The organism is Streptomyces sp. NPDC001027 (assembly GCF_040299045.1).
GTDB lineage: Bacteria > Actinomycetota > Actinomycetes > Streptomycetales > Streptomycetaceae > Streptomyces.
On sequence record NZ_JBEPBI010000185.1, the window covers coordinates 1 to 15,595 of the forward strand.

At 73.3% G+C, this 15,595-nt stretch carries 13 protein-coding genes, 1 tRNA gene and 2 pseudogenes; 9 read left to right on the plus strand and 7 right to left on the minus strand.

The features are described 5' to 3' along the window. Both ABT300_RS32655 and ABT300_RS32660 read right to left on the minus strand, forming a co-directional pair. Positions 1-216: pseudogene (locus ABT300_RS32655) on the minus strand (jacalin-like lectin); the annotation flags it as partial. Between the two features lie 120 nt (positions 217-336). Further along, on the minus strand, positions 337-846 hold the full coding sequence (locus ABT300_RS32660) for a DinB family protein (RefSeq protein ID WP_351683427.1): 510 nt from the start codon (positions 844-846) through the stop codon (positions 337-339). A gap of 603 nt (positions 847-1,449) precedes the next feature. Between ABT300_RS32660 and ABT300_RS32665 the strand changes: the two genes are divergently transcribed. Beyond that, complete coding sequence (locus tag ABT300_RS32665) at positions 1,450-1,794, plus strand: MerR family transcriptional regulator (protein WP_351683430.1); 345 nt, start codon at positions 1,450-1,452, stop codon at positions 1,792-1,794. A gap of 33 nt (positions 1,795-1,827) precedes the next feature. On the opposite strand, the gene ABT300_RS32670 is transcribed toward ABT300_RS32665, so the two are convergent. Both ABT300_RS32670 and ABT300_RS32675 read right to left on the minus strand, forming a co-directional pair. Further along, a complete protein-coding gene (locus ABT300_RS32670; RefSeq protein WP_351683433.1) occupies positions 1,828-2,682 on the minus strand; it encodes a DUF3592 domain-containing protein in 855 nt (284 codons plus the stop codon). 75 nt (positions 2,683-2,757) lie between these two features. Beyond that, positions 2,758-3,180 (minus strand): hypothetical protein, encoded by a 423-nt coding sequence (locus tag ABT300_RS32675; protein WP_351683436.1) that lies wholly within the window; start codon positions 3,178-3,180, stop codon positions 2,758-2,760. Between the two features lie 148 nt (positions 3,181-3,328). On the opposite strand from ABT300_RS32675, the gene ABT300_RS32680 reads away from it, so the two are divergent. The 3 genes from ABT300_RS32680 (at position 3,329) to ABT300_RS32690 (ending at position 9,247) form a co-directional block, all read left to right on the plus strand. Further along, the gene (locus tag ABT300_RS32680) at positions 3,329-4,702 is read left to right on the plus strand and encodes a hypothetical protein (RefSeq protein ID WP_351683438.1); all 1,374 of its coding nucleotides are present in this window, start codon (positions 3,329-3,331) and stop codon (positions 4,700-4,702) included. Beyond that, on the plus strand, positions 4,699-6,168 hold the full coding sequence (locus tag ABT300_RS32685) for a hypothetical protein (RefSeq protein WP_351683440.1): 1,470 nt from the start codon (positions 4,699-4,701) through the stop codon (positions 6,166-6,168). Before ABT300_RS32680 ends, ABT300_RS32685 begins: the two co-directional genes overlap by 4 nt. A 136-nt stretch (positions 6,169-6,304) precedes the next feature. Further along, a complete protein-coding gene (locus tag ABT300_RS32690) occupies positions 6,305-9,247 on the plus strand; it encodes a hypothetical protein (RefSeq protein ID WP_351683455.1) in 2,943 nt (980 codons plus the stop codon). 105 nt (positions 9,248-9,352) lie between these two features. On the opposite strand, the gene ABT300_RS32695 is transcribed toward ABT300_RS32690, so the two are convergent. Both ABT300_RS32695 and ABT300_RS32700 read right to left on the minus strand, forming a co-directional pair. Beyond that, on the minus strand, positions 9,353-10,213 hold the full coding sequence (locus ABT300_RS32695) for an oxygenase MpaB family protein (RefSeq protein WP_351683443.1): 861 nt from the start codon (positions 10,211-10,213) through the stop codon (positions 9,353-9,355). Between the two features lie 199 nt (positions 10,214-10,412). Further along, the gene (locus ABT300_RS32700; protein WP_351683445.1) at positions 10,413-11,549 is read right to left on the minus strand and encodes a T6SS phospholipase effector Tle1-like catalytic domain-containing protein; all 1,137 of its coding nucleotides are present in this window, start codon (positions 11,547-11,549) and stop codon (positions 10,413-10,415) included. 628 nt (positions 11,550-12,177) lie between these two features. Here ABT300_RS32700 and ABT300_RS32705 point away from each other — a divergent pair. The 3 genes from ABT300_RS32705 (at position 12,178) to ABT300_RS32715 (ending at position 14,667) form a co-directional block, all read left to right on the plus strand. Next, positions 12,178-13,413 (plus strand): PP2C family protein-serine/threonine phosphatase, encoded by a 1,236-nt coding sequence (locus tag ABT300_RS32705; RefSeq protein ID WP_351683447.1) that lies wholly within the window; start codon positions 12,178-12,180, stop codon positions 13,411-13,413. Between the two features lie 43 nt (positions 13,414-13,456). After that, on the plus strand, positions 13,457-13,948 hold the full coding sequence (locus ABT300_RS32710) for a hemerythrin domain-containing protein (RefSeq protein WP_351683449.1): 492 nt from the start codon (positions 13,457-13,459) through the stop codon (positions 13,946-13,948). A gap of 191 nt (positions 13,949-14,139) precedes the next feature. Next, on the plus strand, positions 14,140-14,667 hold the full coding sequence (locus ABT300_RS32715) for a hypothetical protein (protein ID WP_351683451.1): 528 nt from the start codon (positions 14,140-14,142) through the stop codon (positions 14,665-14,667). Here the strand turns inward: ABT300_RS32715 and ABT300_RS32720 are convergent. After that, a pseudogene (locus ABT300_RS32720) lies at positions 14,667-14,981 on the minus strand (ZIP family zinc transporter); the annotation flags it as partial. The gene ABT300_RS32715 and the pseudogene ABT300_RS32720 sit on opposite strands and share 1 nt — an antisense overlap. Positions 14,982-15,237: 256 nt before the next feature. Between ABT300_RS32720 and ABT300_RS32725 the strand changes: the two are divergent. Continuing rightward, positions 15,238-15,441 carry a cold-shock protein gene (locus ABT300_RS32725; RefSeq protein WP_009192932.1) on the plus strand — a complete coding sequence of 68 codons (204 nt, stop codon included), beginning with the start codon at positions 15,238-15,240 and terminating at the stop codon, positions 15,439-15,441. A gap of 59 nt (positions 15,442-15,500) precedes the next feature. Then, a tRNA-Met gene (locus tag ABT300_RS32730) sits at positions 15,501-15,574 on the plus strand. The last annotated feature ends 21 nt before the right edge of the window (positions 15,575-15,595 follow it).

The window sequence follows — 15,595 nt, forward strand, 5'->3', positions numbered from 1 at the left end:
GTCGTAGGGCGCGATGCGCTGGCCGATGGCCGTGGTGCTGGTGTCGCGGGGCGTGGAGGCGCTGGAGATGATCGCGGGCAGGCCCGCGACGTTGTAGGACAGGACGCTGAAGGCGCCCGAGTCGGCGGGCGGCGCGGCGGCCGCGGGCGGCGTGGCCGCCGTGAGCGCGCCGACGGCGGCGGCCGCGGTCGTCAGGCAGGCGAGGAGTCTGCGCATGGGGGAGTGTCTCCTGGGGAGGGAAAGCGGTTGTCTTGGCAACACGCCAGAAGTTACCGCCGGTTACCCCAGGGCTGTCGAGAGTGCGGACGTGGTTTCTCGGACACGTCTCGCCCCGGCTCAGGCGCCCACGGTCCCGTCGACGCCTTCGCGCAGGAAGTCCGCGTGCCCGTTGTGGCGGCCGTACTCCAGGAGCACGTGCACCATCACCATCCGCAGTGACACCTCCTCCTCCCATCTCGGCTGGTAGCCCGCCTGATCCAGGGACTCGGCCGCACGCTCGACGCGGCGTGAGTTCTCCACCTCCGCCTGCCAGGCGCCGAAGGCCTCTTCCCTGGTCGACGCGCTCGCGTCGTAGGCGGCCTGGAAGTCGATCTCGTCCGACCAGACCATGGGGGCGTCGTTGTCCTCGAACACCCGCCGGAACCAGGCGCGTTCCACCTCGGCCATGTGCCGCACCAGGCCGAGGAGCGAGAGCGTGGACGGAGGCATGGACTGCTGCCGCAGCTCTTCGTCGGTCAGCCCCTCGCACTTCATGGCGAGGGTCGCGCGGTGGTAGTCGAGGAAGGCCCGCAGGGTGTCTCGTTCGCTGCCGAAGCCGGGTGGTCCTGTGCGATCGTCGCGGGTCACTTCTGCCGTGCTCCTCGTTCCGTCGGTGGGGAGCGCCAGTATCCATCAGGTGTCGGAAGCCGTGACGTGCGGTCCGGCCGACGCGACCGCGACCCGGGACCGCCGTCGGGTCGGACGGCGTGGCGGCACTCTTCCGGATGTGGCCTGGTCAGAAGACCGGATCAGGGTGACCGAGAAAATCTACACTGGCGACAGTAGACATGGACGAGTCGCCGAGTTACTGTTTCTGTCGTACTCAAGAAGTCGAGAGGGTGCGGCAGACACGAACTGCCGCACATGCGGTCCCCAGCAGGACGCGGCCCCCGGGTCGCGAGCAGTACCCGCGGTATCCAGCAAGAGCAGTGCCATCGAGTCGCCGAAAGTAAGGAGCAGACGCCATCAGGATCGCCCGGGCGCGGAGGAAGTCCGCCCGGGTACCGCAGACCCCGGATTGGAAGGTGGTCCCCGGTCACGCAGCAGCGATCCCCGCAGCCCAGCCCCTTCGGGCGGACCCTGTGGAACAAGGCGCCGGCGCAGTCAGCCGGCAGATGGTGTTGACAGCTCGGGGCCCGGGTGCCGGTATGCACCCGGGCCCCCCGACGCGTCCCCCGGAAGAAGAGGTCTATGCCCCCACGCAGTACCCGCCCGGTCGCCCCTCTGGACGACGACGACTACCCCGCCTACACCATGGGCAGGGCCGCCGAGATGCTCGGCGCCACCCCCGCCTTCCTCCGCGCCCTCGGCGAACACCGCCTGATCACCCCCTTGCGCTCCGAAGGCGGTCACCGCCGCTACTCCCGCTACCAACTGCGCATCGCGGCGCGTGCCCGCGAACTCGTCGACCAGGGCACCCCCGTCGAGGCCGCCTGCCGCATCGTCATCCTCGAAGACCAACTCGAGGAAGCGCAGCGCATGAACGAGGAACTGCGCAACCAGCACGGCGCACCGCAGCAGAGGTCCACCGCCTGACCCGGGCGCCGCCGCCCGCAGGGCGTCCCGCCGTCAGAGCAGGACCGCGCCCGCCACGGTCGCGGCGACTCCCGCGACGAACAGCATGATGATCACGCCGACGGACCTCTCGTTGGAGCGGCGCTCGGCGGCGAGGTCGTAGGCGTACACGGCCGGGTCGGACGGGGCGTAGTGGACGGTGAGCTCACGGCCCAGGGACAGGCGCGGTTCGCGGACGCCGTCCCGGGACAGGACGGTGACGTCAGCGCCGTCGTGTGTGGTGAAGCACACGACCGGGGTGTGGGTGACGACCTCCTCGCCCTCACCGTCGGTGTAGACGTCCCTGGCGACGGCCACCACCTTCGCCGGGACGGCCGGCGCCGAGGCCAGCAGGGCGTCGCGGGAGCGCACCGTGCGCAGATCCGGTCCGGCCGCCGTGACGACGCTGAGCAGCGCGCCCAAGCCCAGCAGCGCCCACGGGTAGCCCCAGACGACGGCCGCGTGCACGATCAGCCCGACGAGGAGCAGGGCGACCGTGCAGTTCGGGACACCCCGGCCCGAGTCGTCTTCCGCGGTGTGCAGCGCCACACGAAACCGCTCCGGCCGCCCCCGCGGAAAGCGCACCGTCAACTCCCGTCCCACCCAGGCCTCCTCGACCGGGTCACCGTGTCTGCCGACGTTGCGGCGGACGAACTCCCGGCCGGTCGACGGGTCCCGGAACGTGACCGTCACCAGGATCCCCGGATGCCTCGACGCCCCGTGCACCGGCTGATGCACCTCGCTGATCCGCGCCCGCACCCAGACCGCCCGCTGGGCCGGGGTGAGTCCCGCCAGGGACAGCGCGTACCCGAGAACCGCCGATCCCGCGGGCACCGTCCACCAGAGCTCCAGCATCCCGTGTGCGCTCACCCGCGCCCCCTCCTTCAGTGCGCGACGCGACCTTCCGAGCGGAGTCGGACGTCGGCGCCTCGCACGGCGGTTCACTCACGGCCTCACGCCGTCCCCGGCGTAGAGGTAACCGCCCGGGCGGGCGGGGTCGGCCACCAGGAGCACCTGGTCGCCCGCCCGGGGTATGCGCAGCTTGGACACGATGCTCTGCAGCGCGATGCGGTCGGCGCCGCCCGGGAGTTGGAGCACCAGGTCGACGACCGGGTCGTAGTTGACCAGCTTGCCGGTGTCACCGATCGAGACGACGACGGCCGGCGTCGTCGGCGCCCCCGCGGCCAGCAACTGCGCGACCTCGACGGTGGAGTGGTACGCGCCGATCGACTGCTGCACCTTGGCGAAGTCCGCGCCGCCGAGGAACGCGCGCGTCGTGCGGCCGTAGAAGCCCTTGCCGCTCGCCACCTTGCCGACGATCTCGGCGGCCCGCTCCTCACGGCTCTTGCGCCGTCCGAAGATTCCCATGCCGTTCTTCCCTTCTGACGATGTCGGCGGATGTCGTCCGAGCCGACCGGATGGCCGCTTCTGTCCGACGGGGTCGACGCTAGGCGGCGCCGAACGCCTACCGATCCCAGGTTCGTGCGCCCGCCGCCTCGCCGCGTACGCTCCTCACATGCCGTCTTCGAGCCAGCCGGCCGGCGAGAGCCGCCCGCGTGCCCTGGTCATCGACCACGCCTGGCGCGGCCTCGGGGCCGGTCTGGAACCGTTGAGCGGCCCCGACGGAGCGCCCCTGACCCGGACGGTCAAACTGATCGTCCTGCCGCTCATCGTCAGGCCCGCACTGCGTCCCGACCTCGCGGCCGACTTCCTCCCACCCGCCCAGGCAGCGGCTCTCGACGCCCTGATCCGGGAGTCCGCCGTCCTCCTCGCGGCGACGGCCCGGTGGTTCACCCTGCTCAAGAAGGCCCGCCGGGCACTCGGCGTCGTCGCCGGGAACCCTCAGGACCTGTACTTCCAGCGCTGCTTCGAACTGGCCGCCGAGCACGGCGCGCCCGCGGCCGGGGCGGACGCGACGGCCCGGGACGTGGTCGAGGAGATCGCCCACGCGCCCGGCGGCCGCACCGTGGAGGCGCTGAAGGACCACTTGGCCGACGCCGCCCGCCGCTCCCGACTCGACGCGGAGCTGACCACGGCGTGGGGGAGCCGCGCCCCGGCCGTCGACGCGGCAGGGGCGCGCACGGCGATCGAGCGGGCCGCCGAGGTGCTGGAAGCGTGCGGGACTCCGGGGCGGGCGAGCGCCTCGCCCTCGTACGCCGCCATGGTCGAGGCGGGCCACGGCGAGACGTTCGGCCGGGCCCTGTGGGCCCACGCCGGCGGCCTGTGGGACCGCGACGACCTGCCCGCCCCGCTGGGGCTCACCGGGCGGCAGACGCCGCCGCGTCCGGAGGTCGGCCGGGGCGCCTCGACGGCCACCCTGCCCGCACCGCTGGACCGCTCGCTCTTCGAGCGGCTCTTCGTGGTCCTGCAGTCGTCGGCCCACCGGGACGCGCTGCCGACCGTGGCGGAACTCGCCGCGCGCGAGGCCCGCCGCAGTTGCGCACCGCTCGGCCTGCACGACGAGAGCCTGCGCGTCGCAGTCGTCCTCGGCGGCAGGCTCGCGGTCGGCCTCGATCCCCTGGGCGCCGGCCGGGGGGACGCCGGGCGCACGGCCGCCCATCGGGCGGTCAACGCCCGCTGGCGACGGGAGGCTTCGGTCCTGCGCGCCCGCAGGATGACCGTCTCGCCCCGGCCCGACCCGGACGGCGGCGCCCTGGACGCGCTCGCCCAGGACCTCCGCACCCCGTGGACCGCCTACATGCGTCGGCTGTGGGTGCGGTTGCACGGGCGCGACGTCCGCGGGGCGCCCCTGGCGGACCTCGCCTCGGCGTGGGCGCTGCTCGACGGGGTCGCCCGCTCGGTGATGATGGACCACCGCGCCCGGGTCCGTGCGGCGCTGCGCACCCTGTCGGCGGGGCCCGCGCCGACCGCCGATCGGAGGAGCGCGTGACGGCGCGCGCCGGCGTCGACGTCCGGGTGACCGCCGGCGAGGACGGCACGATCCGGATCACCGCCGACCGCGGACACCGCTCCGCCGACGTGTTCGACGATGCCGAGGCGTTCGACGGCGCCGACGTCCACGGCGATGCCGACGTGCACGGCGATGCCGAGGCGGGCGGCGATGCCGGGAGTCACCGTGACGGTACGGAGGACGACCGGCTCGTCGACGTCGGAGCCGACTTCACGTGGGCCGTCCTCGACGTGGCGGGCGCCGTCCTGAGCCGACCCGTCCTCGGCGCCCCCGGCCCGCCCTCGGCGCGGATCCATGACGTGGGGCGCGCCCAGCACTGGCTGTGGGCGCTCTACGGCGAACGCGTCGCCGCCGCCGTCCAGGCGCACGCCGCGGGGGAGTCCGCCGGCGTGCGGGTGAGGGCGCAGGCCACGGCCCTCGGCGGCGCGGCCGCCCGGCTCGCTCTCGGCCACTGGGCGGCCCGTTGGTGGCCGGCCTCGCTCCCTGACGGCATCCCGGCGCTTCAACCGGACGTCCTCGGCCTGGAGTTGGCCGCGCTCACGCACCGCTGCCAGCAACTGTTCGACGACGAGGACGATCAGCCCGACGACTGCGCGGCCGCACTGATCGAGGAGCATCAGACCGCCCTCGACGCGCTCGTCCGCTGGTGGCGCACGGCGCCGGGTCCGTCGGACGAGGCCCGCCGTCTGGAGCGCGTCCTGCGGCTGATCGACGCTGTGGCGGACGGCGCCGGACTGGACGGCCCGGCCCTGCGCGCCCTCCGCACGGCCCTGGAACGGCGTGGCCCGGACGGTGGACCGACGGCGTCGGGCGGACCGGCGGACGGGGGGACGCCGGCCGCCGCCGAGGTTCCGGCCGGCCTCGGCACGCTGTTCGACCGGCGCGGCGGATACGCCCTGGCGGCGGGCGACACGCTCGGCGCGGCAGGCCGGGTGATCGCGCGCGGCCCGGGGACCAACGACTGGCGCCGCTACCCGCCCGGCTTCGTCGACGCGGCCGAGAACGCGGTGTCCTGGACCGCCCGTGCCCTCGGCGCACGGCGGCGCGTCGAGGCCGAGGCCGTCGCGCACCCGGCGGCGCCCACCGCCGGCGTGACCCTCGCCGCGGAGGTCTACGTGGACGGCGGCGGCCCGCACCGGATCCCGCTCACCAGACGGGACGACGTGTGGACCGGGCACGCCGACCTGACCCCGCAGCTGTCCAGCGGGGCGCCGTCACCGCGTGTCGAGGTCGGCGTCCTGCTGCCCGGATTCGACCCCGGCCGCCCCGGTGCACCGGAGGCGGCGGCCGACCGCGACCGGCGGGACGCCGTGCGCGCCCTGGTGCGACAGCGGCTGACCGCCGCGGCGACCTCTCCCGCGGCGCACGACCGACCGTCCCTCGACGACTGGGCGGCCCCCTTCCTCGCCGAGACCGTCGCCGCTGCCACCGATGAGGACTACTGACGTGCCGGACCAGCCCCATCACCACGACGAACGGAACGAGCGGGACGAACGGAACGACCGGGACGAGCGCGTGCAGGACCGCGCCGCGACCGACCGCGGCGCGTCGGACCGGCAGGAACGGGGCTCCGGGGCAGCGGTGATCCGCCTCTACGGGGAGCCGTTCGACAGCGGTCTGGCGCTGGCCGAGGAGCATCAGCGGGCGGCCGACCTCGCCGCCGCGCGCACCGTGTACGACGAGCTGCTGGCCGCGGCCGAGTCCCTCGACGACTCGCCCGACGTGCGCTTCCTGCGGGCACACCTGCACGCCGACGTCGCGAGCGTCCTGCTCACCGCCACCGACCTGGCAGGGGCCGAGGACGCCGTCGAGCGCTCCCGGGACCTGCTCGACGGCATCGCCTCCGTGCCCATGGGGCCGCGCGGCCGTCAACTGTGGCTGGAGGTCCTGCTGAAGACCGTGCTCGCCAAGGCCGACCTGCTGCGCAGGACGGGACGCCTGGACTCGGCGCTGGAGTGCCTCGACGAAGCCGCGGCCACGCTCCACGAGTTCGACGATCCCGAAGGGCTGCGCACCGCTGAACTCGGCCTGAACCGGGTGCTCGTGCTGATGGACCGGAGCGAGTGGGGCGCGGCCGAGGAGCACGCGGAGGCGTTGCTCTCCACCGTGCGGACGACCGAGGTGGAGACCGTTCCGCGGCTGCTGACGGCCCTCGGCGTGATCTGCTCCTCCACCGGGCGCTTCGACGAGGCCGAGGACTGCCTCGCCCGCGCGGAGGAGCGCTACCGCGCACTGGGCGACACCGGCGAGCAGCGGTCCATGCTCGCGCACCGGGCGTACGTCGCCATGCACCGGGGTGAACTCGACCTCGCCGAGCGGCTGTTCGCCGAGGCGTCCGCCTTCTTCGAACAGCAGCGGCGGCACGGGGACCTGGCGGTCTGCGAACAGGCCCGCGCCTTCCTCGCCGCACGGCGCGGCGACAGCACCCGCGCGGGGGACCTCACGTCGGCGAGCCTGTCCCGCTTCGAACGGCTCGGCGCCTCGATCGCCGCGGCCGACACCATGCTGCTGGGCGCCCAACACGCCTACGACCGGGGCGACATCGCCGAGATGCAGCGGCTGGCCCAGAACGCCCGTGACGTCTACCAGGAGCGGGAGGTGTACGAACGCTGCGCGCAGGTCGACCTCATGCTCGCGACGACCCTCGAGGACAACCTGAACCGGACGGACCACGGCGAGCACGAGAGACGGTCCGTCGACACCGCGCTCTCCCTGGCTCTCCCCGCCGCGCTGGCTCTGCAGGCGGCCCGGTATGACTTCGTGACCGCCCACGCGCGCCATCAGTGGCTGCGACTCGCCGACCAGGCCATGCAGTTGGCGTTCCGCCTCGCCGTGCGCCGACAGGATCAGGGCCTGCTGTTCGAGCTGGTGGAGCACCGCGCCGCGGGCGCCTCCCTGGCGCTGGACCGTACGCCGCCGGCGCCCGGCGCAGAGCCCTCTCGTCCTGCCGAAGCCGACGCGACGGTCTTCCCGCGGGCGGCCATGAAGTCGTACGGGCACTCCGGCGGCTCGACGACGCTCGGCGGTGCGGCGTCGGAGGCCGCCGCGTCCGCGGGCCTGCGCGTCGCGCCGCCGCCGAAGGTGCGGATGGCGGCGCAGGGTCCCGGCCGCGTCGCGCTGCAGGAGTACATCCAGGCGGCGGAGTCCCGCTACGGCCGGCGGATCGTGAACGACGAGGAGGTCCCGTTCTGGGTGACCGACGACCTCACGAGCCGCCCGGTGGTGCAGATCCGGCTGGCCGACGCCGGCGATCTGTTCATGACCTGGACGTGGGCCGGCGGGGCCACCGGGTTCGGCACCGGCCACGGCCCGGCCGAGGAAGTCGACAGGGCCGTGAGGGAGTTGACGGCCGCACTGCCGGAGGCGGGCGAGGGAACGGAGGGCATGCGCCGGGCGCTCGGGTCGGGTGCGATGGCCGAGCACCGGACCGAACGCCGGCTCGCCCGGCTGCTGGCCGAAGCGCTGTGGCCGGAGGGCCTGACGGCACAGATACGCCAGGTGTCGGCACGCGCGGGCCGCCCGCTGGTGCGGATCCAGCCGTCGCCCCGGGTCGCCCAGGTGCCCTGGGAGCTGCTCGCCGTCGACGGCTCGGGCGACGTACGGCTCATCGACCTGGCGGACGTCGTCACCACCGCCCCGGCGTCGCTGCGGCGGCCGGGTGGTCCCACCGCGCACCCGGCTCCGGACGCGGACACCGGAGCGGAGGCCGATGCGGTCGCCGCGAGCGGCTCGCCCGTGGACGGCGCCGACACGGTCGTTCTCGTTCTGGACCCCCGGGTCCCCGGATTCCGCGCCGACTGCGGGCTCGGGTCGGTCCTCGGACCGCCCGGCTCGGACCCGGAGCTGCTCGCGCTGGTGCGCGGCCGGCTGGAGGCGGGCCCCGTCGCACCCTCCGTCGCCGCCCCCGCGGAGGCGTTCCGCCGCACGGACCTGGACCGGGACTGGCTGAGCGGCGTGCTCCGCGGGGGAGCACGCCGGCTCCTGTACGTCGGGCACGTCAGCGGCGCGCCGGTCGAAGGCGGTCAGAGCGAGGACGGCACGCTCCACCTGTGCTGCGGTCCGCGCACCACCGGCCTGACGGAGCCGGTCCGCACCCACCGCCCGCTCTCCGCCAAGGACCTTCTCCTGGGCACGCTGCCCCTGCGCGCCGACGGAGAGCCGGGCGCGCGGATCTGGCCCGCGCCGCCGCGGGTCGCCCTCATCGGCTGCGAGAGCGGCGGCGACCTCCGCTTCACCGAGTCGTTCGGCCTGGCGACGGCAATGATCCACAACGGGGCGGAACTCGTCACCGCCACCCGCTGGACGCTGCCGACCAGCCTCGCTTTCCACCGGCTGGCAGGACTGTCCGAGTCCGTACGGCCGCTGACGGAGGCGGTCATCGCCGTCGACACCGCACACGAGAGCCCCGACCCGGTCGCCCTGCTCGCCCGCTGGCAGCGCGAGCGCCTCGACCGCTGGCGCACCGAGGGCGGGATCGAGCACTCGCCGCTGCTCTGGGCAGCCATGACCTGCATCGTCGTATGACCCGCGCCCATCCGCACCACACCGATCCGCGCCGATGCGGGCTCCTCCGCACCGATGCGCCGGATGGTCCTGAGGGCCCGCGACGACCGGCGTCCGGTGGCGCGCTCACACCGCCCGGGGGCGGGGCGGCGACGCCATGGCCCACCGGATGGTGCGGGTCAGGACCTGTCCTGCGGGCCGTACGGCGAACTGCTCGACGACCGGGACGCGGGGCAGCCACAGCATGCCGCGGGCCCAGTCCGGCAGCAGCGCGACGGCGTTCGCGGCCAGCCCGCCATAGAGCGGTCGGACCGCGAGGGGCAGGGGAGGCTGGAACAGCAGGAAGCGGGCGGCGGCCCTGGCCTCGGGCGTCGCCCTGAGCTCCCGCCGGTAGGAGGCCAGGCGGTCGGACAGCGCTCGGCGGTCGCGCGGCGGGTCGCTCACACCGAGGGCCTCGGCGACGCGCGCGGTGTCGGCGACGTACGCGTCGTAGCCGGCCGCGTCCAGCGGACCGGCGCCGTAGCGTTCGTGGGCGCGCAGGAAGCTGTCCGTCTCGGCGGCGTGCACCCAGCCGAGCAGATGCGGGTCCGCCGCGTGGTACGGCACGCCCGCGGTCGTCGTCCCACGGATCCGCTCATGGATGCCGCGGACGTGGTCCACGGCCCGCTGGGCGTCCGCGGCGGTGCCGTAGGTCGTGACGGCGAGGAAGGTGCTGGTGCGCTGGAGCCGGCCCCACGGGTCGCCGCGGTAACCGGAGTGCCCGGCCACCGCCGCCATGGCGAGGGGATGCAGGGACTGCAGCAGCAGCGCGCTCAGCCCGCCGATGAACATGGAGGCGTCGCCGTGGACGGTGCGGATCGGGCGCTCCGGCGCGAACCAGCGCGGTCCGGGGGTGTCGTGGATGCGGGCGCGCGTCGTCGGACCGTCGGGGCCGGCGACGCGGCGGAACAGGGCCTGCCCAAGGTGTTCGCGGACGATGGTCAGCACGGTCGGCCTCCCCTCTCCTGCCGTCCAGTGTCCGCGACGCCCGCCCGAACGCGGAAGCAGCGGGAGACGGCGACGCCTCGCGTGCGCTCACGGCAGCCACCTACGACGCGCGTGCCATCCGGTCACGCTCCGCGCGCGTTCGAGCACCTGGTGTGAAGAGGGGGCAGTCCGTACTGGCCGATGGAGGCCGTGTTTCGCCCTAGTCCCCGCCCGGGATCCGCGGGCGGATCTCCTCGACCTGCGGGTGTGAGCCCTTGAGGTAGTCGACGAGCTTCTTCGGCTGGTAGGCCGGGTCGGCGTCATGGCGTCGCAGGACCGTGTCCGAGACGAACTCGCATCCGTCGCCGGTCTCGCCGATGGGCCGGGGGACCGGCGCGACCCACCGGTACAGCGCCGTCCGGGAGTCGTGCAGCGTGCCCATCACGTCGGGCGCGACCCTGATGTCCGTGGAGTCGCCGGACGGTGTGGCTCCCGGCTCGGGCCTGCGGAACGCCGTGTCCTCGAACTTCAGCCCGCAGTGCGTGGCCTCCCCGACCATCCAGAGCAGGGGGATGTCGGACAGGGCCGACTCCGCGTAGCCCCCGCCGATGTCGCAGTGCACCCCCGTGAACCACACTTGCTTGAGTTCCTGCGGGTTGCCGCCGCGCCGGCGCTTTGCCTCCTCGCTGTCCGTGGCCGTCCCCCGGTGCCACAGCGTGGGCGGGAACGGCGAGCGCTGTTCGTCGACGGCGATCGCGTGGAAGGCGCTCTGCACCCAACTGCTCAACGTGGTGTCGTGGAACGCCCAGCGGCGGTTGAACAGGGTCACGCCCGCGGCGAGCCGGCGCGACGGGGGCATCGGGATGCCCAAGGCTCCGACGGTGTCCCATACGCCGATGAACCGGATGCCCGTCTCGTGCGAGTAGGAGCGCCGGAAGAGAGTGGACGCCGTGCTCGTCGGCTTCTCGGTCCGGCTGCGGTAGAGGGTCCAGGCCTCGCCGACCCGATCCCGGTACTCCCGGCGCAGGATGCCGGAGTTGCGCACCAGACCGGCCAGACTGCGGGCGGTGAACGCACCGCGGCTGAACCCGAAGAAGTACAGCTGGTCCTCGGGTTCGTAGTTGTCGACCAGGAAGCGGTAGGCGTCGACGGTGTTGCGGGACAGCCCCACCCCGAACGCTCCGCCGCGCAACCGCTCCCGTCGGTTCGTGCCGACACCGCTGTGGTAGTAGACGCGTTGCGTCATGTCCCCGTCCTGCGGGCGGACGGCCAGGGCGACCTTCGTGACGTTCGTCCTGCTGGGCTGGTCCGCGAAGTTCCATGTGCCGTCACAGCAGACGATCAGACGCTTGGCCATGTGGATCCCTCCTGGAAGGCGAGCGTCCGGGCCGCGCATCATGCGCGAGCATGGCCGCGCCGCCCGTCCGGGGCGCGAAGCGTCTCGATGCCACGGCACCGCTTCTTCGGCGTGCACCCTCGACGTCGCAGCAGAGACGGGGCCTCGCACCCCCTCGTTCCATGGTGGCACCGTCGTACCGGAACGGCCACTCACCGTGGCTGACGAAGTGCCCGGCCGGGACGCCCCGCTGGGGCGGAGTCGGGCGGCGCCCGAGCGGAAAATCGGCCGCACGCCGACCGTGCCCCGGCGGTCCTGGCCTTAGAGCTGTCCGTACGACTTCGGGAACGGCGCCGCGCAACTCGGCTACCACGTCACGCAACTCGGTCACCTCGTCGCGCAGAAGGACGCCGACCGCGGCGTGGCGACCGCGACCGTGCGGGAGTTGTGCCGACCGGCGGCGGGTCGCTCGGCCTGCGCACCCTGTGCGCGGCCACGACGTCGAGGAACGGCGCCTGCCGTCGGGCGACGGGAGCCCCGGGTACGTTGGGGCGGTGGCGGCCCGGGGCGCGTGCTGAACGCCGTCAGGCGACGTGGCCGTGTTCCTGCCGGATCGGCGGGAAGAAGAACCCTTCACAGGGAGGCCGATGTGGTGCGCGATCGGAGCGGACTGGCAGAGGTGCTGGCAGCGGCGGAGGACGCCGCGCCGGTGGAGTCCCTCGACGTAGTGGCGCGCAATCTGCGCGACCGGTTCGGTGCGCGTTACGTGTCGTTCCTGTTCGTCGACGTCGTCGGGCGGCGCCTGCTGAGGGTCGGCGAGAAGGCCGCCGGGCGAGGAGAACGCCGAGCCGAGCAGGTCCCGCTCGCCGGCAGCAGCGTCTACGACGACGTCCTGCGCACCCAGAAACTGGTGCAGGCGCCCGAGGGAGAGCAGGGCCTGCGGGTACTCGCCCCCGTCACCAACCGCGGCGACACCATCGGCGTGCTCGAGCTCTTCCTCGCCGAGGTCACCCAGGACGTCCTGGAACAGGTGGAGGAGGCGGCGCACGCGCTGGCGTACATCATCGTCACCGACCGCCGCTTCACCGACCTCTACCACTGGGGCAACCGCACCACCTCGGTCAGCCTGGCCGCGGAGATCCAGCGCCAGCTCCTGCCCTCGGCGCCCTGCTGCGAGGCCGCCGAGTTCGCCCTCGCCGGCGCTCTCGTCCCTGCCTCCGACATCGCCGGCGACACCTACGACTACTCCCTCGACCACGACACCCTGCATCTGTCCGTCACCGACGCCATGGGCCACGACGTGGCGGCATCGCTCATGGCCACGCTCCTGGTCTACGCCTCCCGCGGCGCCCGCCGAGCCGGGGCGGACCTCGCGGAACAGGCCCGCCAGACCCACCAGGCGCTGCTCGACCACGGCCGACGCACCTTCGCCACCGGCCAGTTGGTGCGCATCGCGCTGGACGGGAGCGGCGTCCAACTCGTCAACGCCGGTCACCCCTGGCCGCTGCGGCTGCGTGACGGCGCCGTCGAAGAGCTGCGCCTGACGGTGAACCTGCCCTTCGGCGTCGTCGGACAGGGGCCGTACACGGTGCAGGACCTCGATCTGCGGCCCGGAGACCGCCTGGTCCTCTACACCGACGGCATGCAGGAACGTCAGGCGCAGTCCGTCGACCTGTGCCGCCTCCTGCGCTCCACCGCCGCCGAGCATCCGCGCGAGGTCGTGCGCACCCTCGTCGCCGCCGTCACCGAGGCGTGCGACGGCCGGGTGCGCGACGACGCCACCGTCCTGTGCCTCGACTGGCACGGTCCCGACTCCGGAGCCCGCCGCGCGAACGCCGGCGCGGACATCAGGGTTCCCACTGTTGAAGAGGGCGGGCGGGGGTAGTCGGATCCGGCAAGGTTCCCTCGTACGAAAGTGAAACCCGTCCATGGCCGAGACACGTGACGTCGTCGAACTCATTCTCCAGGACCACCGAAGGATGGAAGAACTCTTTCGGCAGATGCGCAGCGTCGAAGCCGACCGGGCCGCCGCGTTGCGGGAGTTCGCCGACCTGTTGATCGCCCACGCGCTGGCGGAAGAGGCGAAGGTGTACCCCGCCCTCAAGCGCTACAAGAAGATCGACGACGAAGAGGTGGAGCACGGCGAGGAGGAGCACGAGGAGGGCAACAAGGCGCTCCTGGAACTTCTGGAAGTCGACGAGGTCGGTTCCGAGGAGTGGGACGAGAAGCTCGAGGAGCTCGTACAGGCCGTCGCCCACCACGCCGACGAGGAAGAGCGCACGATCCTCAACGGAGCTCGCGAGAACGCAGCCATGCAGCGCCGCGAGGAACTCGGCGAGGCGTTCCTGGAGGAGCGGGAGCGGCAGCTGAAGGCGGGCTGCGGCGACGTGGACAACGTCCGCCGCATCGTCCACTCGTGACGCCGTGACGCCGTGACAGCGGGGACCCGGGCTGGGGGAAGCCCTGGATTCCGGGTCTCCGCACCGAATCCGGGCCCGAGTTAAAGGATTCTTGTATTTACGCGGACCCCCTCACGCGCGATCATGGGCTGACGTCCGGACGGCCGAGGCCGGCCGGACGGTTTGCGACACCGACGGGGGAGGGCCCGCGTATGACTCAGCAGCGAACCGACGGGGCGCCACAGGCCGACCCGGCCGGCGCCTATCTCGAGGCGCTCCGGGGACGGCTGGCGTCCGACGGATGCGAGGTGACCGCGTCCGCCTGGCGTGACTGCCCCGTCGTCATCGGAGGCCGGTCCGACCGCAAGGCGCGGTGGTTCGGCACCAAGGTGGAGCTGTTCGTCTTCGCCGCCGCCGTCCCCGCGGTGGACGAAGCGGCGATGGCCCAGTTCACGGGGTGGGCCATGGACTACGCGAAGAGCATCCGCAGCGGCCTGGCCGGCGCCCGCAACGCGGCGATGGTCCTGCCCGCCCTGGTCAGCGGCGCCGTCCAGCCGGCCGCGCGGACCTGGGTCGCGGCGGACGCCAGGATCCTCGGGACGTCCGTGATCGGCCGGCCCCTCACGGTGGAGACCGCCGGCTCGGGAGTGAGCCGGGTCACCATGTACCGGGGCAAGGTCATGTACGGCGGGATGTTCACCGGCCACGTCATGGACAAGGCCGCGCTGTACTTCACCTGAGGCCGGCTCACGGCGTCAGGCAGGGGAGAGGGCTTGCGGCGCCGGGCGCCCCGGCGGGCCGGCCGCACATTGCCCCCGGTGTAGTCCACGGCTCCGACGAGTGCGCCCAGGGCGGTGGGAGCGAGCCCGGCCTCGTCGTGGGCCTCCCCGACCAGTTCGAAGGAGACCGCCGAGATCGGCACTCCGGCGCCGAAGGCCATCACGGTCGCGATCGCCTTCTGCGGCACCCGGAGCCCGTAACCCAGCGCCGCGCCCAGCGACAGCGCCGAGCCGGCGACGAGTCCCCACAGTCCTGCCTGCACTGCTTCCGTCATGCCATCGCGTCTACCCCACGTAGACGTGGGTCAACGGGGAACGAGAGGCGGGTGCGCCCGGGCCCGCGACCCCCTCACCCGCCGTACGGCGATCGCCTCCGTCACCCGCTCGGGCGCACGACGCGCCGCGACCGGCGCAATAGTCGGATAACCCCGCCGTCGGCGGGGTAGAACGGAGCCGGGTGCCTCCCGCTCACGGGCAGGCCCCGTACATGGACCAGCCGGGACTCCCGGCGAGAACTGAAGGACAAGCAGCATGGCCAGCGGCACCGTGAAGTGGTTCAACTCCGAAAAGGGCTTCGGATTCATCGCCCAGGACGGCGGCGGACCGGATGTCTTCGCCCACTACTCCAACATCTCCGGCAACGGCTACCGGGAACTGGTGGAGGGAGAGCCGGTCACCTTCGACGTGACCCAGGGCCAGAAGGGACCTCAGGCCGAGAACATCGTCCGCGGCTGACACCGCGGCGCGGTCCCGCAACGCCCCGCCGGCGCCACCGTGTAGAGTGGCCCCACCGACGCGGGGTGGAGCAGCTCGGTAGCTCGCTGGGCTCATAACCCAGAGGTCGCAGGTTCAAATCCTGTCCCCGCTACGAGAAGAAGGGGCCCGGCAC